Source organism: Streptomyces sp. NPDC060064 (genome assembly GCF_042736455.1).
Lineage (GTDB): Bacteria > Actinomycetota > Actinomycetes > Streptomycetales > Streptomycetaceae > Streptomyces.
This window is the reverse complement of sequence record NZ_JBHWWF010000052.1, coordinates 1-20,383: the sequence shown is the minus strand read 5'-3', so window position 1 is coordinate 20,383 and position 20,383 is coordinate 1. Positions and strand designations below refer to the sequence as shown.

24 protein-coding genes are annotated in these 20,383 nt (G+C 69.8%); 13 read left to right on the top strand and 11 right to left on the bottom strand.

Features of this window, described 5'->3' with window-relative positions; all coding sequences use genetic code 11:
• Positions 1-53 precede the first annotated feature (53 nt).
• The 3 genes from ACFWDI_RS37090 (at position 54) to ACFWDI_RS37080 (ending at position 3,009) form a co-directional block, all read left to right on the top strand.
• The gene (locus ACFWDI_RS37090) at positions 54-1,634 is read left to right on the top strand and encodes an ABC transporter substrate-binding protein (RefSeq protein WP_385311048.1); all 1,581 of its coding nucleotides are present in this window, start codon (positions 54-56) and stop codon (positions 1,632-1,634) included.
• A 68-nt stretch (positions 1,635-1,702) separates the two neighbouring features.
• Positions 1,703-2,386, top strand: coding sequence for a uracil-DNA glycosylase (locus ACFWDI_RS37085; RefSeq protein WP_385311045.1), 684 nt, complete (start codon positions 1,703-1,705; stop codon positions 2,384-2,386).
• A gap of 149 nt (positions 2,387-2,535) precedes the next feature.
• A complete protein-coding gene (locus ACFWDI_RS37080; RefSeq protein WP_385311043.1) occupies positions 2,536-3,009 on the top strand; it encodes a hypothetical protein in 474 nt (157 codons plus the stop codon).
• Positions 3,010-3,012: 3 nt separating this feature from the next.
• On the opposite strand, the gene ACFWDI_RS37075 is transcribed toward ACFWDI_RS37080, so the two are convergent.
• The 3 genes from ACFWDI_RS37075 to ACFWDI_RS37065 all read right to left on the bottom strand — a co-directional run bounded on the left by ACFWDI_RS37075 (position 3,013) and on the right by ACFWDI_RS37065 (position 4,704).
• The gene (locus ACFWDI_RS37075) at positions 3,013-3,444 is read right to left on the bottom strand and encodes a hypothetical protein (protein ID WP_385311041.1); all 432 of its coding nucleotides are present in this window, start codon (positions 3,442-3,444) and stop codon (positions 3,013-3,015) included.
• A 116-nt stretch (positions 3,445-3,560) separates the two neighbouring features.
• Complete coding sequence (locus ACFWDI_RS37070) at positions 3,561-4,070, bottom strand: DinB family protein (RefSeq protein ID WP_385311039.1); 510 nt, start codon at positions 4,068-4,070, stop codon at positions 3,561-3,563.
• 40 nt (positions 4,071-4,110) lie between these two features.
• On the bottom strand, positions 4,111-4,704 hold the full coding sequence (locus tag ACFWDI_RS37065; RefSeq protein ID WP_385311037.1) for a TetR/AcrR family transcriptional regulator: 594 nt from the start codon (positions 4,702-4,704) through the stop codon (positions 4,111-4,113).
• Positions 4,705-4,818: 114 nt separating this feature from the next.
• Here ACFWDI_RS37065 and ACFWDI_RS37060 point away from each other — a divergent pair, with 114 nt between their 5' ends.
• On the top strand, positions 4,819-6,054 hold the full coding sequence (locus ACFWDI_RS37060; protein WP_385311035.1) for an FAD-dependent monooxygenase: 1,236 nt from the start codon (positions 4,819-4,821) through the stop codon (positions 6,052-6,054).
• Complete coding sequence (locus ACFWDI_RS37055; protein WP_385311034.1) at positions 6,051-6,956, top strand: Gfo/Idh/MocA family protein; 906 nt, start codon at positions 6,051-6,053, stop codon at positions 6,954-6,956. Before ACFWDI_RS37060 ends, ACFWDI_RS37055 begins: the two co-directional genes overlap by 4 nt.
• Here the strand turns inward: ACFWDI_RS37055 and lnt are convergent.
• Complete coding sequence (gene lnt, locus ACFWDI_RS37050) at positions 6,880-8,517, bottom strand: apolipoprotein N-acyltransferase (protein WP_385311032.1); 1,638 nt, start codon at positions 8,515-8,517, stop codon at positions 6,880-6,882. The two genes, ACFWDI_RS37055 and lnt, sit on opposite strands and share 77 nt — an antisense overlap.
• A gap of 94 nt (positions 8,518-8,611) precedes the next feature.
• A complete protein-coding gene (locus tag ACFWDI_RS37045) occupies positions 8,612-9,070 on the bottom strand; it encodes a nuclear transport factor 2 family protein (RefSeq protein WP_385311030.1) in 459 nt (152 codons plus the stop codon).
• 145 nt (positions 9,071-9,215) lie between these two features.
• Between ACFWDI_RS37045 and ACFWDI_RS37040 the strand changes: the two genes are divergently transcribed.
• Entirely contained in the window at positions 9,216-9,830 is a 615-nt protein-coding gene (locus tag ACFWDI_RS37040) for a flavin reductase family protein (protein WP_362685667.1), read from the top strand.
• Between the two features lie 18 nt (positions 9,831-9,848).
• Here the strand turns inward: ACFWDI_RS37040 and ACFWDI_RS37035 are convergent, their stop codons facing one another.
• From ACFWDI_RS37035 to ACFWDI_RS37015, 5 genes are all read right to left on the bottom strand, one after another.
• On the bottom strand, positions 9,849-11,006 hold the full coding sequence (locus tag ACFWDI_RS37035; protein ID WP_385311028.1) for a methyltransferase: 1,158 nt from the start codon (positions 11,004-11,006) through the stop codon (positions 9,849-9,851).
• Between the two features lie 28 nt (positions 11,007-11,034).
• On the bottom strand, positions 11,035-11,250 hold the full coding sequence (locus ACFWDI_RS37030; protein ID WP_385311026.1) for a hypothetical protein: 216 nt from the start codon (positions 11,248-11,250) through the stop codon (positions 11,035-11,037).
• A 57-nt stretch (positions 11,251-11,307) separates the two neighbouring features.
• A complete protein-coding gene (locus ACFWDI_RS37025; RefSeq protein ID WP_385311024.1) occupies positions 11,308-11,481 on the bottom strand; it encodes a hypothetical protein in 174 nt (57 codons plus the stop codon).
• A 54-nt stretch (positions 11,482-11,535) separates the two neighbouring features.
• On the bottom strand, positions 11,536-12,411 hold the full coding sequence (locus ACFWDI_RS37020) for an undecaprenyl-diphosphate phosphatase (RefSeq protein ID WP_385311022.1): 876 nt from the start codon (positions 12,409-12,411) through the stop codon (positions 11,536-11,538).
• A gap of 139 nt (positions 12,412-12,550) precedes the next feature.
• A complete protein-coding gene (locus ACFWDI_RS37015; protein WP_385311020.1) occupies positions 12,551-13,330 on the bottom strand; it encodes a TVP38/TMEM64 family protein in 780 nt (259 codons plus the stop codon).
• A gap of 49 nt (positions 13,331-13,379) precedes the next feature.
• Between ACFWDI_RS37015 and ACFWDI_RS37010 the strand changes: the two genes are divergently transcribed.
• From ACFWDI_RS37010 to ACFWDI_RS36985, 6 genes are all read left to right on the top strand, one after another.
• Positions 13,380-13,508, top strand: a complete 129-nt coding sequence (locus ACFWDI_RS37010) for a hypothetical protein (RefSeq protein ID WP_385311018.1) — start codon at positions 13,380-13,382, stop codon at positions 13,506-13,508.
• Between the two features lie 356 nt (positions 13,509-13,864).
• Complete coding sequence (gene tuf / locus ACFWDI_RS37005; RefSeq protein WP_385311016.1) at positions 13,865-15,034, top strand: elongation factor Tu; 1,170 nt, start codon at positions 13,865-13,867, stop codon at positions 15,032-15,034.
• Between the two features lie 65 nt (positions 15,035-15,099).
• Complete coding sequence (locus tag ACFWDI_RS37000; protein WP_385311014.1) at positions 15,100-15,939, top strand: patatin-like phospholipase family protein; 840 nt, start codon at positions 15,100-15,102, stop codon at positions 15,937-15,939.
• Positions 15,940-15,943: 4 nt separating this feature from the next.
• Positions 15,944-16,789 (top strand): spermidine synthase, encoded by an 846-nt coding sequence (locus tag ACFWDI_RS36995; protein ID WP_385311012.1) that lies wholly within the window; start codon positions 15,944-15,946, stop codon positions 16,787-16,789.
• Positions 16,790-17,446: 657 nt separating this feature from the next.
• Positions 17,447-18,376 carry a trypsin-like serine peptidase gene (locus ACFWDI_RS36990; RefSeq protein ID WP_385311011.1) on the top strand — a complete coding sequence of 310 codons (930 nt, stop codon included), beginning with the start codon at positions 17,447-17,449 and terminating at the stop codon, positions 18,374-18,376.
• Between the two features lie 21 nt (positions 18,377-18,397).
• Positions 18,398-18,625, top strand: a complete 228-nt coding sequence (locus ACFWDI_RS36985; protein WP_385311010.1) for a hypothetical protein — start codon at positions 18,398-18,400, stop codon at positions 18,623-18,625.
• 142 nt (positions 18,626-18,767) lie between these two features.
• Here ACFWDI_RS36985 and ACFWDI_RS36980 read toward each other — a convergent pair whose 3' ends face one another.
• On the bottom strand, positions 18,768-19,793 hold the full coding sequence (locus ACFWDI_RS36980; RefSeq protein WP_385311008.1) for a hypothetical protein: 1,026 nt from the start codon (positions 19,791-19,793) through the stop codon (positions 18,768-18,770).
• 110 nt (positions 19,794-19,903) lie between these two features.
• Here ACFWDI_RS36980 and ACFWDI_RS36975 point away from each other — a divergent pair, with 110 nt between their 5' ends.
• On the top strand, positions 19,904-20,341 hold the full coding sequence (locus tag ACFWDI_RS36975) for a DUF4442 domain-containing protein (protein WP_385311069.1): 438 nt from the start codon (positions 19,904-19,906) through the stop codon (positions 20,339-20,341).
• Positions 20,342-20,383: the final 42 nt, after the last annotated feature.

The following is a 20,383-nucleotide window of genomic DNA, read 5'->3' as shown; positions in this document are numbered from 1 at the left end:
GCGGGGCGCTGCGGTATGGTCGGCCGACCCATGGCTGAACGAGGAGCGTGCACGTGTTCTACCGGACCTGTCTGCAGGCCGCTGCAGCCCTAGCGTCCATATCTCTGCTGGCCGGATGCAGCCTGTTTTCGGGTGAGAGCACCGAGCGCGAGCAGAAGATTACGGTCGGTACGATGAGTGAGCCCACCACCCTCGATCCGGCCGCAGCCTGGGACGGCTCATGGGAATTGTTGAGCAATGTCTTCCAGACGCTGGTCAGCTTCCCGTCCGGCGTCACAACGCCGCAGCCCGACGCCGCGCAATCCTGCCGCTTCACCAACCCCAGCAACAAGGTCTTCGAGTGCGAGCTGAAGCCCGGCCTTGCCTTCTCCAACGGTGACAAGCTCGACGCGGCGGCGGTCAAGTATTCCATCGAGCGGATCCAGAAGATCGATGCGAAGGGTGGCCCCAACGGTCTGCTCGGCTCTCTCGGCAAGGTCGAGACCGTCGGCGACCGCACCGTGAAGTTCAGCCTCAAGACGGCGGACGCCACGTTCCCGTTCATCCTGGCCACGCCCGCCATGTCCATCGTCCCGCCCAAGGAGTACCCGGCGGACGAGCTCCGCGAGGACGGCGGGCTGACCGGTTCGGGGCCGTACGTCCTGAGTTCGTACAAGAAGGGCGACCGGGCAGAGCTGACCAAGAACTCCGAGTACAACGGGTTCGCCAAGCTCAAGAACGACGCCGTCGACATCCGCTACTTCCAGGACTCCGACGTGATGGTCGGAGCTCTCAAGAAGAAGGAGATCGACGCGATCTACCGTGGTCTGACCGCGGCGGAGGTCGTCAAGTTCCAGTCGAAGCAGCCGGAGTACGACCGCCTCCAGCTCGTCGAGACGGTCGGCGCCGACATCCGCTACCTCGTCTTCAATTCCAAGGACCCCATGGCGGGCAAGATCGCCGTACGCCGTGCGATCGCCCAGGTCATCGACCGCGACGCGCTGGTCGCCAAGGTCTACCAGGGCACGGCCGAGCCGCTGTACTCCATGGTCCCCAAGGGTATTTTCGGCCACACCACCGAGTTGTTCGACCGCTATGGCGAGCCGGATGTGAACAAGGCGCGGGTCATCCTCAAGGACGCCGGCATCACCAAGCCGGTGCCGCTGACGTTCGGGTACTCCTCCGACCGTTACGGCTCCGCCTCCAAGCCCGAGTTCGCCGAGCTCAAGCGGCAGCTCGACGCCTCCGGCCTGTTCAAGATCACGGTGGAGGGCAGGCCCGAGAAGGACTTCCAGAAGGCCTACAAGGCCGGCGAGTACCCCGTCTTCGGACGCGGCTGGTTCCCCGACTTCCCGGACCCGGACAACTTTGTGGCGCCGTTCGTCGGCGAGAAGAACGCGCTCAGCATTCCGTACCAGAGCCCCGAGATCACCGACCAGCTGCTGCCCGCGTCCCGGCGCGAGAGTGACCGCGGTGCGGTGACCAAGGAGTTCGAGCGGGCGCAGGAGATCCTCGGCGACGATGTCCGGCTGCTGCCGCTGTGGCAGGGCAAGATGTACGTCGCCTCCAGCGAGGAGATCGGCGGCGGCGAACTCGCGATCAACCCGCAGACGTTCATGCAGATGTGGCAGCTGTACCGCAAGGCCAGCTGGTAGACCCCGTTGTCAGTGGCCCCCGGTAGGTTCTGTGGTCGAGAACTGATCGCATTCCGGAGGTTGTTGACGTGACCGACACCGACATGCTGCCCGAGTCCTGGCGCGGCGTCCTCGGCGAAGAGCTGCAGAAGCCGTACTTCAAGGAGCTCACCGAGTTCGTCGAGGAGGAGCGGGCCAAGGGGCCGGTCTATCCGCCGCGCGAAGAGGTCTTCGCCGCCCTCGACGCGACGCCGTACGACCGCGTCAAGGTCCTGGTCCTCGGCCAGGATCCGTACCACGGAGAAGGGCAGGGGCACGGCCTCTGCTTCTCCGTGCGGCCGGGCGTCAGGACCCCGCCCTCCCTGCGGAACATCTATAAGGAGATGAAGGAGGAGCTGGGCCACCCCATCCCGGACAACGGCTATCTGATGCCGTGGGCCGAGCAGGGTGTTCTGCTGCTCAACGCGGTGCTGACGGTGCGGGCCGGCGAGGCCAACTCCCACAAGGGCAAGGGGTGGGAGAGGGTGACGGACGCGGTGATCAGCGCCGTTGCCTCCCGGCCCGACCCGGCGGTGTTCGTCCTCTGGGGCAACTACGCGCAGAAGAAGCTGCCGCTGATCGACGAGGAGCGGCATGTGGTGGTGAAGGGTGCGCACCCCTCGCCGCTGTCCGCGAAGAAGTTCTTCGGCTCCCGTCCGTTCACGCAGATCAATGAGGCGGTCGCGGCCCAGGGGCACGAGCCCATCGACTGGCGGATCCCGGACCTCGGCTGAGCGTTCGCGCACCCGGCTGACAGGCTCGGGCAGGTGCCCGAGCCTGTGCGGCAATGTCGGTGGCGGCGGCTAGCGTCGTGATCTGTGGCGTCAGCACAAGCGGCTGACGCCGCGGGTCGCAATTCGCCGCACGGACGTGGGAGGCCGCAGTGATGGAGCAGCAGGAGGCGTCGGGGGACGCCGTCATGACCCGGATCGGGCAAGCGATCATGCTGCTGCACGGCGGGGACCGCGAGGAGGCGCGCAATCGTTTCGGCGCGCTCTGGTCGGAGATCGGCGAGGCCGGTGATCCACTCCACCGCTGCACGCTCGCGCACTACATGGCGGACACCCAGGACGACCCCGGCGACGAGCTCGCCTGGGACCTGCGGGCGCTGTCGGCGGCCGAGGGTCTGAGCGACGAGCGGCTGGCCCGGCGCCAGGAGGCGCTCGCGGTGCGGGCCTTCTTTCCCTCGCTGCATCTCAGTCTCGCGGCCGACTATGTGAAGCTGCAGCGCCCCGAGGCCGCGCGGGTCCATCTCGACCGGGCGCGCGCGGCGACGGATGCCCTGGGGGACGACGGTTACGAAAACGGCGTCCGTGCCGCTATTGACCGGCTGGAGCACGGACTGCGCGGCGAGTGAGGCTCAATTCCCGTAGATCTCGCGGCAGATCCGGGCCTGCGGGCTGTCGGGCGGCAACCGGCCGTACTCCTCGCCCAAGGCGCAGATGTCGGGCCGGGCGGTCGGCAGGACCGGTGGTACAGGCGCCGGGGCGGGCGGCTTCACGGTCCGGGGTTTCGGCGGCCGCGGCCTTGGCCGCACGCGCGGCGCATGTCCGATGGCGGGTGGCGACAGGGGAGCGGTGGTCCCGGCCGGAGGCGACCCGGCCGCAGAAGGGGGCTCCAGGACCTCGCGGGCCGGGCCCTGCACGATCTGTGGCTCCACGACCTGCGCCGGCCGGCCGGCCGGCGCAGGCGGGGGTGCGGGCGCGCGCGGCGGCTCGACGGCAACACAGCCGGTGACGGCCCAGGCGGCCACTCCTACCAGGACCTTTGCGGCGGTTCTTGTTCGGTGCACCCGCGCAACTCTGCTGTGCACGGGAGCACGTTCACCGGCGTACCGGCACATAATGGCCCGCACGGGTGACGCCGGTCAGTTGCCGGTGATGTGCCGGGGGCCTGCGTCATTCGCTGTCATTCGCCGGTCGCGCCGTCGATCCGCTCGCGGAGGAGGTCGGCGTGGCCGTTGTGGCGCGCGTACTCCTCGATCATGTGCGTCATGATCCAGCGCAGGTTGAAGGTCTCCCCGCTGCGGTGCTTGCCCGTGCCCACATCGTCGAGTGTCCGGGAGGCCGCGAGCTCACGGGCCCGTACGATCTCGGCCTGCCAGGCCGCGTACGCCTCGGCATAGGTGTCCTGCTCCGTGGCGTGGAAGTCGCCGTCGCGGTCGTCGTTGGAGTAGAGGTACTCGACGCCTTCCCCGGCCAGGATGTTGCGGAACCAGCCCCGCTCGACCTCCGCCATGTGCCGTACGAGTCCGAGCAGCGAGATCTCGGAGGGCGGCACGGACAGCTGCCGCAGCTGCTCGTCGTTCAGGCCGGCGCACTTCATTTCCAGGGTCTCGCGGTGGTATTCGAGCCAGCCCTCCAACATGTCGCGCTCGCCCGCGGTGGTGGACGGTTCGGTGCGTTCAGGTGTCGTCATGGCGATCATCCTGAACCACGCGACGCGGTGCCGCCAGGGCTTATCCGCCGAGCATCCCCCGCAGTTGCTCACGGAATCCGGTGCGCAGCTCCGCCGGTTCCGGGACGGCCGCGTGGTACGACCCCGCCGCGCAGGAGAACATCAACCCCTCGCACCAGGCAGCCAACGACAGTGCGTGGCGCTCCGGTTCGGTGGAGCCTGCCGCGGCCATCAGCGCTTTGAGCGGCTCGCGGAACTGGCTGCCGGTCGCGTCGTAGAACTCTCGCAGCTCCGGCCGGCGGGTGGCCTCGAGGGCCAGTTCGTAGCGGGAGACGAGCAGTTCGCGATGGCGGGTCAGATAACGGTGCAGTGCGAGCGCGAGTGCGTCGACCAGGCCGTCCGTGCCGCCGTCCGGTACGGGCAAGCCGTCCGGGGTCAGGACGGCCGCCTCACGCTCCGCCAGCCGCCGTACCGCGGTTTCAAGGAGCGCCTGCCGGGTGCGCGCGTAGTTGGACGTCGAGCCCTGCGGAAGCCCGGCGGCCTCGTCCACCGCCCGGTGGGTGAGCCCGCGCATCCCGCGCTCGGCGAGCAGTCTCAGCGCGGCGTCGGCGATGAGTTCGGCACGGGAGGTGCTCGTGGGGGTGCGTGCGGCCATGAGCTCAACCTACCGCTTCAACTACAGCTGTAGTAGGGTGAGCGTATCACTACAGATGTAGTTACCGCATCAGGCATCACGTGCGGCAGTGCTTCAACGCATCGAGGAGGCGTCGTGCCCGGACCACGAGCCGTTGTCATCGGAAGCGGAATCGGCGGACTGACCGCCGCCGTGGCCCTGCGCCTGTCCGGCTGGCAGGTCACCGTCCTGGAGCGCGCCGCATCCCTTGAACCGGTCGGCGCCGGCATCGGCCTCGCCCCCAACGCCCAGCGCGCCCTCGATGTCATCGGCCTCGGCGACGACATCCGCGACATGGCCGCCTGGCAGGGCGACGGAGGCATGCGCGATCCGGGCGGCCGCTGGCTCTCGCGTACGAACAGCGCCGCCGCGGCCGAACGCTTCGGCGGACCACTGGTCCTGGTCCACCGCGCCACCCTGATCGACCGGATCGCCTCCCGATTGCCCGCCGACGCCGTGCGCACCGGCAGTCCCGCCACGCTCGCCGACCCGGGAGTCGTCGGCGGCCGCCCGGCCCGGGTCACCACGCCAGGTGGCGAGATCGAGGCCGACCTGGTCGTCGGTGCGGAGGGCATCAACTCCGCCGTACGCCGGGTCCTCTTCCCCGAGCACCCCGGACCTTCCTACTCCGGATTCACCACCTGGCGCGTGGTCGTCCCCGCGCCCGACCTGCCCTTCGCACCCCACGAGACCTGGGGATCCGGCGCACTCTGGGGCACCCAGCCGCTCAAGGACGGCCGGATCTACGCGTACGCGGCGGCTGTCGCCCCTGCCGGAGCCCGCGCGGTGGACGACGAGAAGGCCGAACTGCTGCGCCGCTTCGGCTCCTGGCACGACCCGATCCCCGCGATCCTCACGGCCGCCGAACCCGGCCTCGTACTGCGCAACGATGTCCACCACCTCATCGAGCCGTTGCCGGCCTTCCACCGGGGCCGCACCGTGCTCCTGGGCGACGCCGCCCACGCCATGGCCCCCACCCTCGGTCAGGGCGGCAACCAGGCCATCGAGGACGGCATCGTCCTCGCCCACCACGCGGCGCCCGGCGGCGACCTGGCCGCCGGCCTCGCCGCATACAGCGCCGAGCGGCTGCCGCGCACCGCCGCCGTCGTCCGCAAGTCCGCGCAGATCGCCAGGCTGATGTCCCTGACCAGCACTCCGGCCGTCGCGGTGCGCAACACCCTGATGTCCGCGGTTTCCCGGCTCGGCCCCGGCCTCGTCCTGCGGACTTTCGACGGCATCGCCGACTGGCAGCCGCCGCAGCGCACGTATGCTGCCGGAGCACAGGACGTACCAGAAGCACAATCGGCACAGCGCCAAGGGAGGCCCCTGTGAAGGTCGGCTGCATCGGGCTCGGCGACATCGCGCAGAAGGCCTATCTGCCGGTGCTCACCACCCTGCCCGGGGTGGAACTGCATCTGCAGACCCGCACACCGGCCACCCTGTCACGGGTCGCCGAGACCCATCACATCCCCGCCGAGCGGTGCCACACGGACCTCGGCGCCCTCCTCGCCGAGGACCTGGACGCCGCCTTCGTGCACGCTCCGACCTCCACCCACGCCGAGATCGTCACCCGGCTCCTGGAGGCCGGAGTGGCGACGTACGTCGACAAACCGCTCGCGTACGAACTGGCCGACTCCGAGCGGCTGGTGGGCCTCGCCGAGGAGCGCGGCACCAGCCTGGCCGTCGGCTTCAACCGCCGTCTCGCGCCCGGCTACGCCCAGTGCCTGGAGCACCCGCGCGAGCTGATCCTGATGCAGAAGAACCGTGTCGGCCTCGCGGAGGACCCGCGCACCCTCGTCCTCGACGACTTCATCCATGTCGTCGACACATTGCGCTTCCTGGTCCCGGGACCGGTCGACCACACCGACGTAAGGGCGCGGATCGTCGACGGACTGATGCACCATGTCGTGCTGCAGCTGTCCGGCGACGGATTCACCGCCATCGGGACGATGAACCGTAAGAGCGGCTCCACCGAGGAGATCCTCGAGGTGTCGGGACAGGACAGCAAGCGGGAGGTCCGCAACCTCGCGGAGATCGTCGACCACAAGGGTCAGCCGAGCGTACGGCGGCGCGGCGACTGGGTGCCCGTCGCCAGGCAGCGCGGCATCGAGCAGTCGGTGTTCTCCTTCCTCGACGCCGTACGGGCCGGAAAACTGCTCACCGCGCATGATGCGCTGCGGACTCATGAGCTGTGTGAACGGGTGGTGCGGCAAGCCCTGGAGCAGGCCGCCTGAGAGCCCGCGTGCCCTCGGTGGCACACACGGCCGCGAGGACGGCGAGCGCCGCGTAGACCGGCCAGTCGCCGAACCTGACATACAGCGTCGTGCCGCCGGCCAGCGGGACGTCGTAGAAGGCGCTGGTGCTGCTGTCCGTACCGAGGAGGCCGCCGACCCGGTCGCCGCCGGGACCGTACACCGCACTGACGCCGGTGAGCGTCGCATGGACCATCGGACGCCCGCTCTCCGCCGCCCGCAGCGCCGCCAGCGAGGCGTGCTGCTCCGGCGCCCAACTCCCCTGGAACGACGAGGTCGCCGACTGCGCGATCAGCAGCTGCGCGCCGTCCCGGGTGAGCCGCCGGCTCATATCGGGGAACGCCGACTCGAAGCAGACCAGCGGCCCGAGCCGCAGTCCGCCCTCCCCGGCGCCCGGCAGCACCATCACCACCGGGCGGCTGCCCCGCAGCCGGTCCTCGCCCGCGGCCTTGCCCACCGAGGTCGCCCAGCCCAGCAGCGTACGGGCCGGTATGTACTCACCGAAGGGCACCAGCCGCATCTTGTCGTAGCGGTCGCCCGTCGGACCCTGCGGACCGACCAGGACAGAGCTCTTGAAGATTCCGGCGCGTCCCGAGGGGTCCTCGCGCCGGGCGTCCACATTGACCAGCACGTCGGCGCCGACGGCGCGCGAGAGTACGGCGATCCGTGCCGCGAGATCGGGGCGTTCGCGCAGATCCGCGCCGACACTGCTCTCGCCCCAGACCACCAGATCGACGTCCTGGCCCGCCAGTTGACGGGTGAGCTCCTCGCTGCGGGCGAAGCGTCGGTCGACGCTGCCGATGCCGTCGACGACCCCCGGCTGCACGATCGCGATCCGGGCCCGGCCCGACTGGTGCGGGTGCGGGGCCCACATCCAGACCGCGGTTGTGGTGAGCGCGCAGACGAGGCCGCCGCCCACCGCCGCCGTTCGGGCCTTCGGCACCGCCACCAGCACGGTGAACGCCGTATTCACCGCGAGCACCAACAGGCTCACCAGCCACACGCCACCCACCGACGCGAGCCGTAGAGCAGGAGATACCTCCCACTGACTGGCTCCGAGCAGACCCCAGGGGCCGCCCAAACCCTCCCAGGACCGGGCCAGTTCGATCATGAGCCAGCCCGAGGGGACAGCGGCGAGGGCAACGGCTGCGCGGGCCGGCGACGGCGTCCCGCCGAGCAGCCACCGCACCAGCCACCCCCACGGCGCCCACATCAGCCCGAGCAGCGCCGCCAGCACCACGATGAACACATGCAGACTCGGCACCAGCCAGTGGTGCACGGCAATCATGAAACCGATGCCGCCCAGCCAGCCGTCGACCGCCGCACGGCGAGCTGTGGGCGCGGACCGGACGAGGAGCATCCACGGCACCAGCGCGATATACGCGAACCACCACAGGGACGGCTCCGGGAAGGCGAGCACTGGCAGTGCCCCGGCCGCCACCGCGGCTGCGCCGCGCCACCAGCGAGACGACAGCTTCTGCCGCGAGCGCTCCCACCGATCGCGCCCGTCGCCCAGCTCCCGCCGGGCGCCCGGAATCCGCATGCCGCGCCTCCTCGTCCTGCCTCGAAGGGCCCGCGGGCAGTGTCCCCTCCAGTGTGCGGGAGCGGGACCGGCACCGACAGTGCGCCCCGGTGTGTCAGCTCCCGGCGAGTGCCCCGACGGCCCGCCGCCACTTCTCGTGGATCACCACGGTGCGCAGCCGCCAGCCTGCGTCCGTACGCAGCAGGCTGAAGGCGTACCGTCCGCCGGAGACGAAGTCGTCGCCCGACTCCAGCCGCATCGGGTTCACATAGTCGGCCTGCACCTCGGCACGGTCGCCCGGATAGCCGCCCAGGTCCTGGATGTGCAGCCGCCGGTTGACGATGAGGTGCTGGCGTACGGGAAAGAGCCGCATTGTTTCCGCCATCCAGTCGGCGACCTCGGCGGCCGGGCCCTCGATACCGCCCGAGCTGCGGTAGTCCGCGCGCCCTTCCTGCGTGAACAGAGCCCGGTAGGCACCCCAGTCGGCATCGTCCACGGCCACCGCGTAACTGGTGATCAATTCATCGATGGTCAGCCGGTCCATCACGGTCGCGAGATCCACGCGCTGCGTCATCCGGTCAGTTTCGGGCAGCGCGGGCCTTACGCCAAGGGCTGTGCACGCCAGTCACCCGCTCTTGGTCAGCAAACGGTCGATCTCCGTCAGTTCGGCGGAACCTCGCGGACCCACGGATCCGCGCGTCGGCCGCCATACTGCCCCCATGCGCATCGATTACGACCCCGCCCAGTGCGACCGCGACACCTTCTACCGGCTGCTCACCGCCACCGTCGTCCCCAGGCCGATCGCCTGGGTCTCCACCACGTCCGCGGAGGGAACCGACAACCTCGCCCCGCACTCGTTCTTCACCATCTCCTGCGTGTCGCCGCCGGTCGTGCAGTTCACCTCGGTCGGCCGTAAGGACTCGCTGCGCAATATCGAGGACACCGGCGCCTTCGTGGTCAACTTCGCGCCCGAACCGCTCTTCGAGCAGATCAATGCGACGGCCACCGACTTCCCGCGCGGTATCAGCGAGTTCGATGCGGTCGGCGTCGCCCGGGAGGCGAGCCTGCGCGTGAAGCCGCCGCGCGTCGCGGCCTCACCGGTGGCGCTCGAGTGCGAGTTGCACAGCACCGTACTGCTGGGCGACTCGACCGTCGTCTTCGGCCGGGTGGTGCACGCGGCGATCAGCGAGGAGGTCATGGCGCACGGGCACCCGGAGGTGACGAGGCTCGCGCCGCTCACCCGGCTGGGCAAGAACGAGTGGGGCACGTTCGGCGGCGTACGCGAGATCGCCCGTGTCCCCTACGAGCAGTGGCAGGAGGACGCCGCCCGATGACCGGGCCGACCGTGTCCGTCAGCGTTTGACCGCTCGCAGGACGACGAACTTCGGGTCGCTCGCGACGACTTCGCAGTTGCCGAAGAGGCGGCGCAGCTTGGCGTGGTAGCCGAGGTGGCGGTTGCCGATGACCCACAGCTCCCCTCCGGGACGCAGCACACGGCGCGATCCGCCGAACATCCGGCGGGCCGTCGCGTCCGTCGTCGCCTGGTGCGAGTGGAACGGCGGATTGTTCAGCACCAGGTCCACGGTCCCGTCCGGCACGCCGGAGAGTCCGTCGCCCACCAGGAACTCCGCCCTGGCGTCCGAAGCGACGTTCTCCCGGTAGGTGGCCTCGGCCGAGGCCACCGCGGAGAACGACTCGTCGACGAACGTCACCGCGGCCTCCGGATTGGCCAGCGCGGCGGCCGTGCCGATCACCCCGTTGCCGCAGCCCAGATCCACAATTCGCTCGGCGCCGCGGCGCTCCGGAAGGCTGCGGAGGAAGAATCTCGTACCGATGTCGAGACGCTCGGCGCAGAAGATGCCCGCGTGGTTGGTGACCTTCCGGCCCGCGAGCGCGCCGACATCGGCGGGCAGCGCGTACTGCAGCGGCCAGGGGCTGGGGACCCGGGCGAGCTGCGGATCGGGCGTACAGAAGATCAGCCGCGCCTTCTTCACCGCCAGTGAGGTCCGGGTCGGACCGAGGATCCGCTCGAAGAGCTTCAGTGTGGAGGTGTGGATCTCCGCGACCATCCCCGTACCGATGACGACGGTGTCCGGGTGGACGGCGGGTGCGAGACGGTGCAGCTGGTCCTCCAGCAGCGCGAGACTCTTGGGCACCCGGATCAGCAGTACGTCGATCCGCTCCGGCGGCAGCTCCCTGACCGACAGCAGCCGCACCGAGTCCGGGTCGATGCCGTTGCGCGCAAGATTCGCCCGGGTCGCCTGCTGGCCGAGGAAGGAGTCGGTGATCTGTATGGGACGGTGCTCCGCGAGCGAGGTGACCAGGGCGCCCCACCGGTCGCCGACGACGACCACGGTGCCGGAGAGGTCCGTGGGCCCGGCGTCGTCGATCCCCTTGAGCCGCCGGAGAAGGTACTCATCGGCCGCGGACCAGGCCCGGAGCTGGTCGCGAGGATCCTCGGGGAAGCGGGCGAGGTCGAACTCGCCCCATGACGTCGTCAAACGGTTCATTGTGCGCTCAGGCTAGCCGAGTGATTACTCAAGCCGCGTACCCCTGGTGCGCGCGGCCGCCGCGCCATTCGACGAGGTGGGGGTCATCGAGGATCATGTCCGCGTCCTCGAGCCCGGCCCGCCGCAGGAACTCGATGAGGTCCTTGTCGCTGTGCGCGAGGCCGACGATCTCTCCGCGCACGGTGACACGCCGCCCGCCTCCGGGAGAGGGCGGATCCACGACGATCGGTGCCTGCCAGGCCATGTCCCCAGAGTGCCCCGGTGCCGCCGGGACCGCAGGTCGAGGGGTACGGGTCCGCATTCAGGCGGCGGGCTGGACGTCCTCGAGCGCCGCCGTGGCCCACTCCACCACGAGCGCCTCGTACTCCTGCCGCCGGTCGTCGGGGAGCTCCCCGTCCGCCCACAGCTCACGGATCCGGGTGTTCAGCTCGGTCGCGGACAACGCAGTTTCCGACTCGCGGGGAGAGGGGGACATGCCCACCAAGGTACGGCCTCGGTATGTCAGCCGTCTTCACCGCGGCCGGAAGCGTCAACCGGCCGACTCACCCGCGTGCGGGCTCAGCGCATCCGTGCCGACCAGGATGAACAGTGCGATTCCCAGCAGGATCCGGTAGATCACGAACGGCATGAAACTCTTCGTAGTGATGAACTTCATGAACCACGCGATCACCGCGTAGCCCACCGCGAAGGCAATGATCGTCGCGAAGATCGTCTGCGGCCAGGACACATGCCCGCTCTGGCTCGCGTCCTTCAGTTCGAAGACACCGGAGGCCAGGACGGCCGGGATGGCCAGCAGGAACGAATAGCGTGCCGCCGCCTCACGGGTGTAGCCCATCAGCAGACCACCGCTGATCGTGGCGCCCGAGCGGGAGACGCCGGGAATCAGCGCCATCGCCTGGCAGACGCCGTAGATCAGACCGTCCTTGACGCTCAGCTCCTGGAGGGTCTTGCGCTCCTTGCTGGCGCGGTGCTTGCCGCCCGCCTCGTCACGGGCGGCCAGACGGTCGGCGATGCCGAGGACGATGCCCATCACGATCAGGGTCGTTGCGATCAGCCGCAGATCACGGAAAGGGCCCTCGATCTGGTCCTTGAATGTGACGCCGAGCACACCGATCGGGATCGAGCCGACGATGACGAGCCAGCCCATCTGGGCGTCGTGATCGCTGCGCATCTCTTTGTTCATCAGCGAACGGGACCAGGCGGAGATGATCCGGACGATGTCCTTGCGGAAGTAGATGAGGACAGCGGTCTCCGTGCCGATCTGGGTGATGGCCGTGAACGCCGCGCCCGGGTCGTTCCAGCCGGCGAACGCGGCCGTGAGCCGCAGATGCGCGCTGGAGGAGATCGGAAGGAACTCGGTCAGCCCCTGGACGAGCCCGAGGATGAATGATTCGAACCAAGACATCGAAAACTACGCCACCCAAGAAATGATCACGGTCTGACGGCGCGTAGCGTTCCCGATCATGCGCCAGTTCTGAGGCAGCGTAGCGTCCTTGGGTGAACCCGAATGCCGCAGCCCCTGTGGGACCCCAGTGGGGGCGCCCTCAGTTGGCGCCCGGCCCCGTCCGCCGCGACGCTGCCGTGGCGGCTGCGGCCGTGGCTCGGTGGTCTTCAGCGGTAGCCGCGCCGCGCAGCCCGTCACGCTTGCGCCAGGCGACCACGGCCGCACCCGCCCCGGTCAGCACGATGAAACCCATCGCGATCAGGAACGCCGGTGACGTCGGCGAACCCGCCCGGCTGCCCGCCACCACATACGCCGCTGTGTTCGGGACCGAGCCCAGGCCCGTCGCCAGCAGGAAAGGCAGGTAGCCCATGCGGGACACGGCCGCGCAGTAGTTGGCCGCGGCGAACGGCACACCCGGGAAGAGCCTCAGCGCCAGCATCGAACGGAAGCCGTGCCGGCTCAGCTGACTGTCGGCGGCCTTCAGCCAGCGGCCCCGCAGCAGCGGCCGCAGCGCGTCCTGGCCCAGCACCCGGCCGAGCGTGAACGCGATACCTGCCCCCAGCACCGTCCCGGCCAGCGCCGAGACGAAACCGGCCTGCGAGCCGAAGAGCGCTCCCGCCGCCAGGTTCAGCAGCGGCCTCGGTACGAACGCCGCCGTGCATGCCCCGTACGCGACACCGAACATCACGACCGCGGCGCCGCCGCTCAACTGCGGCGGCCAGCCCGCCGAGAGCAGCCGCTGCGGCTCGTACAGCACCACCGTCACCGCCGCCGCGGCCAGCACGGCCACGAGCAGCGACAGCCGCGACCACGGCGAGAACAGCGCCCTGGTACAGCGGATGGCGAGGCCGGCGGACGGCCTGGGGACGGGGTCGAGCATCCGGGGAGACTAACCGACACAGGGATGTGATCGCCGTAATGTGAGCCTGATGAGCCCGGGCTGCTCGTCCGGCTTGCTGCCGGTCGTCCACCGGCCCGTCGTCACAGTCACCCGGTGGGACACCGTCGACACGCTCGCCTCGCCCGTCGTCGGCCCACTGGCGATCCGGACGCGGTGAGCGACTTCGTCGACGGCGCCCGCGAGAGGCTCTCGCCCTGTCCGTCCGAGAAGCCACGAAGCACCTGTGACCTGCTGAACTCCCGTACGCGGAAAACCATTCGACGCGGCCACGGCCGTAGGCGAATATCAACCACATGTTCCGGTACGCCTTCCTCGCAGCGCCGTCCGCAGTCGCGGACGCGCCGAAGGCTGCCGCATTCCCCGCAGCGGTCGCAGCCGCTGCCGCAGCGCCCCTCGACGGCGCCCGAAGCTGACCCTTCCCGGATTGTCCGGCGGACCCCACAGGGGGAGGGTCGGCAAGGCCCAGGGGTCCCATCACGCTTCGAGTTCCGAGGAAGACCGAGGGAATCAGCCATGCCCAAGACGGCATACGTACGCACCAAGCCGCACCTCAACATCGGCACCATGGGCCACGTCGACCACGGCAAGACCACGCTGACCGCCGCCATCACCAAGGTCCTCGCCGAGCGCGGGACCGGCACCTTCGTGCCCTTCGACCGGATCGACCGGGCCCCCGAGGAGGCCCTGCGCGGCATCACCATCAACATCGCGCACGTCGAGTACGAGACCGACACCCGGCACTACGCGCATGTGGACATGCCCGGCCATGCCGACTACGTCAAGAACATGGTGACGGGAGCCGCCCAGCTGGACGGGGCGATCCTCGTCGTCTCCGCGCTCGACGGCGTCATGCCGCAGACCGCCGAGCATGTCCTGCTCGCCCGCCAGGTGGGCGTCGACCACATCGTCGTCGCCCTCAACAAGGCGGACGCGGGCGACGACGAGCTCACCGACCTGGTGGAGCTGGAGGTCCGCGAGCTGCTGACGGCCAATGGCTACGGAGGTGACGCCGCACCGGTCGTCAGGGTCTCCGGGCTGAAGGCGCTGGAGGGCGACCCCCGCTGGACCGCCGCCGTCGAGGCGCTGCTCGACGCCGTCGACACCTACGTGCCGATGCCCGTCAGGTACACGGACGCGCCGTTCCTGCTCCCGGTGGAGAACGTCCTCACCATCACCGGGCGAGGCACGGTCGTCACCGGCGCCGTCGAGCGCGGCACCGTCCGCGTCGGCGACCGTGTACAGGTACTCGGCGCGGACACGGAGACGGTGGTCACCGGGCTCGAGACCTTCGGCAAGCCGATGGAGTCGGCGGAGGCAGGCGACAACGTCGCGCTGCTGCTGCGCGGGATGCCACGGGACGCGGTGCGCCGCGGCCATGTGGTGGCCGCGCCCGGCAGCGTCGTACCGAGCCGCCGCTTCACCGCGCAGGTGTACGTCCTGTCGGCGCGGGAAGGCGGCCGCACCACGCCGGTCTCCACCGGCTACCGGCCGCAGTTCTACATCCGCACGGCGGACGTCGTCGGCGATGTCGACCTCGGCGAGACGGCCGTCGCGCGCCCCGGCGACACGGTCACCGTGACCGTCGAGCTGGGCCGTGACGTGCCGCTGGAGGCCGGGCTCGGCTTCGCGATCCGCGAGGGCGGCCGCACTGTCGGCGCCGGCACGGTGACCGAGCTGGTCTGACCTGCCGTGCCCGCCTCCCGTAACCCACGGGAGGCGGGCACGGTGCTGTGCGCCAGACTGACCGGATGGCAGACACGGCACTGGTACTCGGAGCGGGCGGAATCACCGGCGTGGGCTGGGAGTTCGGGATTCTGCACGGACTCGCCGAGGCGGGAGTGGACCTCTCCACCGCCGACCTCGTCATCGGCAGCTCGGCCGGTTCGGTCGTCGGCGCGCAGCTCAGGTCCGGGAAACTGGGCATCGCCGAGCTGTACGAGCGTCAACTCGCCGCCCCTGCCGGGGAGATCGGCAGCCGGCTCGCTCTGCCGCTGCTCACGTACGTCCTGGCCATCCTCACCTCCCGTACGCCCGAGGCGTACGGCCGAAAGCTCGGCCGGATGGCGCTCGCCGCCGACACCGTCGACGAAGCCGTGCGGCGCGAGGTGATCGCCGGGCGTCTCGTCTCGCACACATGGCCCGAGCGCCGACTGCTCGTGACCGCGGTCGATGCCGTCACGGGCGAGCTGAGGGCCTACGACAAGGAGAGCGGTGTGCCGCTGGTGGACGCTGTTGCCGCCAGCTGCGCCATCCCCGGTGTCTGGCCGCCCGTGACCATCGACGGCCGCACGTGGATCGACGGGGGAGTGCATTCCACGGCGAACGCGCATCTCGCCGCCGGATACGAGCGGGTCGTCGTCATCGCGCCCATCGCCTCCGGCAACAAGGTGGTCGTCTCGCCCCGCGCCCAGGCCGCCCGGCTCGCCGCCGCCGGCGCCCGTGTCGAGGTCGTCACCCCGGACGCGGCTGCCAGGAAGGTCTTCGGGCGTCACCTGAGCGACCCCGCTCTCCGGGCGCCCGCCGCCCGCGCGGGGCTGGCCCAGGCCGCCGCGCACGTCGAGGCCGTCGCCGCACTCTGGGCACAATGAGAGTGTGAACGAGCAGATACCCGTCATCCGCGATGTCGACGGAGGCACCGCCAGGCTCATGCCCGATGTGGACCGGGAACGGGCCTGGCTGCTGACCGTCGACGGCGCGCCCCAGTCCTACGTCGACCTGGACGCGCCCACGCATCTGGAGTTCGAGTACGTACGGCGGCTCGCCCATGTCGTCGACTCCGTCGCGGACGACGGCGTTCCGCTCGATCTGCTCCACCTGGGAGGCGGGGCACTGACCCTGCCCCGCTATGTGGCCGGGGCCCGGCCCGGCTCGCGCCAGCACGTGGTGGAGGCCGACCATGGGCTGCTGGCGCTGGTCGCAGAGAGGCTTCCGCTGCCGGAAGGATCGGGGATCGAGGTGCACGGGGCGGACGCCCGCACCTGGGTCGAAGCGGCTCCTGAGGACTCGGCGGACGTGCTGATCGCCGATGTCTTCGGCGGTTCCCGGGTGCCCGCCCATCTCACCTCGGTCGAGTACGCGCGCGCGGCGGAACGGGTGCTGCGGCCGGACGGTATCTACGCCGCCAACCTCGCCGACGGCGCGCCCTTTGCCTTCCTCCGCTCCCAACTGGCCACCTTCGCGGCCGTGTTCGAGGAGCTCGCGCTGATCGCCGAACCGGCCGTACTTCGCGGCCGCCGCTTCGGCAACGCTGTGCTGCTCGCCTCGCACGCCCCCATCGACACGGCGGACCTGGCGCGCCGCACCGCCTCCGACGCCTTCCCGGCCCGGGTCGAGCACGGCCAGTCGCTGAAGCGGCTCATCGGGGACGCGACGGCGGTACGGGACGCCGAGGCGGTGGCTTCACCCGAGCCGCCCGACGGCGCCTTCAGTATCGGCTGAGGGCGTCGGGGCTGCCGCTGCGACCATGCTTCGACGATGAGGCATGCCGGGGCATGAAGCCCCCAAGGGCCGTCCAGAGCCGCACCTGGGCACGGCGCGGCCGGGCCCGCGACGACGATCAGTTAAGTGGCTCAAGGGCGAATGGCACGGGGCTGATGAAAGGCCGCGCGATGCCCTGATCACTCCGCCGGAAAAGTGTCTCGCTTTCCGGCGGAGATGCAGCAAATTTCTGCGTCCAGCCGGCCGCGGTGCCCCGGCGGCTCATCACAGGAATGCCCCCCCGCACGGCTGCCGAATTTCACAAGGTGAGGTGAAGGCAGGCGTGTTTGCCCGTCCCGTCTGCTGATGCCGTGTCAAGGCGCCATACGGCACCTGCACTCGTCAATACCCCGCACACAAGTATTCGGCAAACAAGCGGTGGACCGGGACTGACTGAAATGCGCGGCACGGCTACGAATAGCGGAGGGACTGATTTCTGACTATCCCTTGGGTACTTGCCAGACCTACGGTCGCTACTGCTCCGCGCGTTGACTGGCGAATTCCAGCAATGTGCGTCCGAATCGACCATTGGGGGTATCACTCGTGCGCAGTCTGAGACACGCACTTCTACCGCTGGCCACTGCCGCATTGCTGGCATTGGCCGGGGCGGGTCCCACCATGGCGGAACCCGCCCCCACCGGGCCCGGATCCGCCGCCGTCCCCGCCGCAGCCGCGACGACCGCCACCGCCACCGCGCGGCTCGCCGGCGGTGCGCCGGTCGACTCGCCGGCCGCCGCCACCGCGCTGGCTCGCTACTGGACACCGGAGCGGATGAGGACAGCCATCTCGCTCGACCGGGTGGCCGGGTCGCCGCGCGCCGCCCAGAGCAAGGCCGGACCCACCGGTCGGCAGGGATCGACGCCGCCCGCCCAAGGAAGATCGGACACGGTCAGGCCGCTGATCAATGAATCCGCCGCGGTGGGCAAGGTGTTCTTCACCAATCCCAGCAACGGCCTCAACTACACCTGCTCGGCCAGTGCCCTCAACAGCGCCTCCAAGCAGTTGCTGATCACCGCCGGGCACTGTGTGCACGGGGGCAGCGGTGGCACGTGGATGACAAACTGGACCTATGCGCCGCGCTACCGCTCCGGTGCCCGTCCCTTCGGCACCTTCGCCGCCAAGCAGTTCCGCACCTTCAACACCTGGATCAGCAGCAGCGACCTCGGCCGGGACGTGGCGATGGTGACCACCTGGCCGCTCAACGGCAACAAGATCGTCAATGTCACCGGCGGTCACGGACTGAGCTGGAACTTCTCGCGCACCCAGGCCGTGACTGTGATGGGCTACCCGGGCAACCGCGACAACGGCGAACTCCAGTGGGCCTGCCAGGGCACCACGCGAGCGGTCAGCGACGGCCGTATTGAAATTCAGTGTGACTTCGGCGGCGGATCAAGTGGCGGGCCGTGGCTGCGGGAGTTCAACGATGCCACCGGCCTGGGGTCCGTCAACGGGGCGATGAGCACGCTCGCCGCAGGCGGCTGGAACCGGAGCTCGTACTTCGATGACGCGGTCAAGGCGATGTTCGACGCTCAGGGCGGCGTCACCTGACAACCCGACAGGAGCAGTCCGATGCGTCGCAGTAGCTTGACCCGATGGGGAACCGCCGCTGCTCTGCTCGCCGTTGTCGTGGCGGTGGCCGCATGGCGTACCGCCGCGGCCGTCCCGGACCCCGAGCCGCAGCCGGACTCCGGGACCACCGGCAGCGATGTGGGGCAGAGGCCCGACGAGGTACGTGACTACTGGACGCCGGAACGGACGAAGGAGGCCCGGCCGGCACCCATGCCGGAAGACGGCTGAGGGCGGAGAGCCGGACCGGTCGGGACTGACTGGTCGGGCCGGGCCGGGTCGGGCAGGGCCGGGTCGGGCGCGGGTGGTGCGGGAAAAGTCCCGCGCCCCCCGCGCCCGTTCGGAACTCAGGCCGACACCGGCTCCGGACGACTTATCCGGTAGGAGTGCCCGCCAGCCGCACGGTGCTCAGAATCTGCGCGATGGTCGCGTCCGGTACCTCGTCCGGGACGCCCTTGTTGGCGTAGAGGACCCAGCTGGTGAAGTCACCCTTGCTGTTCTTGAAGCTGAAGGCGATCGACTTGCCGTCCGTCTCGCACTTGTTGTCCTTCTTGACGCCCAGGGCGGTGGCCGTCGCGACACTGCCGGAGAGTCCGGACTTGGAGGTGTAGGGCTTGGCCTTGGTGATCTTGACCGTGCCCTTGGGCTCCGTCTGCGCATAGCCGGCCCACACCCAGTTGCCGGCCTCGTTGTAGGCAGCCGTGGCGCTGTCGGTGGCACCCTTGCCGCCCTTGGTGCCGACGGTACCCAGGCCCCACTGCTCGAGCTTGCCGTCCTTGTCCGTGTCGAACGTGCACCACTTGCTCTTGTAGTGCGCCGGGGACGACATGACGACGACGGGAGAGCCGTCCTTCTTCTTCTCGTCCTCGAAGAACGTGCTCGTGCCCGACCCGGCGACCTCCCAGGTGGGCGGGACGTCGAACTGCGTACCGCGCGTCGGGTTGGTGACGACCTTCCAGCCCGCGATGGTGGGCTTGGCGTCCTCGCCGCCGCGCGGATTCTCGGTCGGCGAAGCGGGAGCCTGGCTGGGCTTCTGCGACGCCGGCGTCTTGGAGGCGCCGGCCTCCTTGCCGCTCTCGTCGGTCGTGCCCTTGTCCTCGTCGTTCAGCACGAAGACACCGGTGATCACCGCGGCTGCGACAACGGCGGTGGCCGCGACGATCGCGACGATCGTCGTCGTCTTCTTGTTGTCCTGCGGCGGCTGTGGCCCACCGGGCGGCTGCCCGGGCACGGCGTACTGCGGCGCGGTCGGCTGCTGATACGGGTTGGGCTGCTGGTATCCCGGCTGCTGGTACCCCGGCTGCTGATACGGATTCGGCTGTTGGTACCCCGGCTGCTGGTACGGGTTCTGGTCCTGCGGGTTCTGCTCGCCCCCGGGCGGCTGCTGTCCTGGCCACATGGCGAGCAACGATAGAGGTGCCGCCGCACCGCTGCCACGTCCACCCCCGACTGGGGATGGCCAAGCCGCGCTACTCGTGGGTAACATCGCGTTCCATGAGCGCTGATCAGATGTCCGTCGGCGAGATGCTCGCCGCCACCGTTCCCATGGCCAGGACCCTGAACCTGGAGTTCCTCGAAACCACCGCCGAGCGTGCCGTCGTCCGTATGCCGGACCAGGCCGACTTCCACAACCACGTCGGCGGACCGCACGCCGGAGCGATGTTCACGCTCGCCGAGACGGCGAGCGGAGCCATCGTCATCGCCGCCTTCGGCGATCAGATGTCCCGCGCCGTACCGCTCGCTGTCAAAGCGGAGATCGGCTACAGGAAGCTGGCGATGGGCGTCGTCACGGCGACCGCCACCCTCGGCCGCCCCATCGCGGACGTCGTCGCGGAGCTGGACGCGGGTGAACGCCCCGAGTTCCCGGTCGGCATCGCCATCCAGCGCGAGGACGGCGCGGTGACCGGTGAGATGACCGTTGTCTGGACGCTGCGCCCCAACGCCTGAAACCGGTCACGGGCTGACCGGGTAGGCTGCCCGGCGTGCGCC

What these genes read in the sequence shown, in the direction of transcription:
- ACFWDI_RS37070 (WP_385311039.1), bottom strand. Translation starts at nt 4,070, where the DNA reads ATGACGACACCTGAACGCACCGAACCGTCCACCACCGCGGGCGAGCGC.
- ACFWDI_RS37065 (WP_385311037.1), bottom strand. Translation starts at nt 4,704, where the DNA reads ATGGCCGCACGCACCCCCACGAGCACCTCCCGTGCCGAACTCATCGCC.
- lnt (WP_385311032.1), bottom strand. Translation starts at nt 8,517, where the DNA reads ATGCGGATTCCGGGCGCCCGGCGGGAGCTGGGCGACGGGCGCGATCGG.
- ACFWDI_RS37045 (WP_385311030.1), bottom strand. Translation starts at nt 9,070, where the DNA reads ATGACGCAGCGCGTGGATCTCGCGACCGTGATGGACCGGCTGACCATC.
- ACFWDI_RS37040 (WP_362685667.1), top strand. Translation starts at nt 9,216, where the DNA reads ATGCGCATCGATTACGACCCCGCCCAGTGCGACCGCGACACCTTCTAC.
- ACFWDI_RS37035 (WP_385311028.1), bottom strand. Translation starts at nt 11,006, where the DNA reads ATGAACCGTTTGACGACGTCATGGGGCGAGTTCGACCTCGCCCGCTTC.
- ACFWDI_RS37030 (WP_385311026.1), bottom strand. Translation starts at nt 11,250, where the DNA reads ATGGCCTGGCAGGCACCGATCGTCGTGGATCCGCCCTCTCCCGGAGGC.
- ACFWDI_RS37025 (WP_385311024.1), bottom strand. Translation starts at nt 11,481, where the DNA reads ATGTCCCCCTCTCCCCGCGAGTCGGAAACTGCGTTGTCCGCGACCGAG.
- ACFWDI_RS37020 (WP_385311022.1), bottom strand. Translation starts at nt 12,411, where the DNA reads ATGTCTTGGTTCGAATCATTCATCCTCGGGCTCGTCCAGGGGCTGACC.
- ACFWDI_RS37015 (WP_385311020.1), bottom strand. Translation starts at nt 13,330, where the DNA reads ATGCTCGACCCCGTCCCCAGGCCGTCCGCCGGCCTCGCCATCCGCTGT.
- ACFWDI_RS37010 (WP_385311018.1), top strand. Translation starts at nt 13,380, where the DNA reads ATGAGCCCGGGCTGCTCGTCCGGCTTGCTGCCGGTCGTCCACCGGCCC.
- tuf (WP_385311016.1), top strand. Translation starts at nt 13,865, where the DNA reads ATGCCCAAGACGGCATACGTACGCACCAAGCCGCACCTCAACATCGGC.
- ACFWDI_RS37000 (WP_385311014.1), top strand. Translation starts at nt 15,100, where the DNA reads ATGGCAGACACGGCACTGGTACTCGGAGCGGGCGGAATCACCGGCGTG.
- ACFWDI_RS36990 (WP_385311011.1), top strand. Translation starts at nt 17,447, where the DNA reads ATGGCGGAACCCGCCCCCACCGGGCCCGGATCCGCCGCCGTCCCCGCC.
- ACFWDI_RS36985 (WP_385311010.1), top strand. Translation starts at nt 18,398, where the DNA reads ATGCGTCGCAGTAGCTTGACCCGATGGGGAACCGCCGCTGCTCTGCTC.
- ACFWDI_RS36980 (WP_385311008.1), bottom strand. Translation starts at nt 19,793, where the DNA reads ATGTGGCCAGGACAGCAGCCGCCCGGGGGCGAGCAGAACCCGCAGGAC.
- ACFWDI_RS36975 (WP_385311069.1), top strand. Translation starts at nt 19,904, where the DNA reads ATGTCCGTCGGCGAGATGCTCGCCGCCACCGTTCCCATGGCCAGGACC.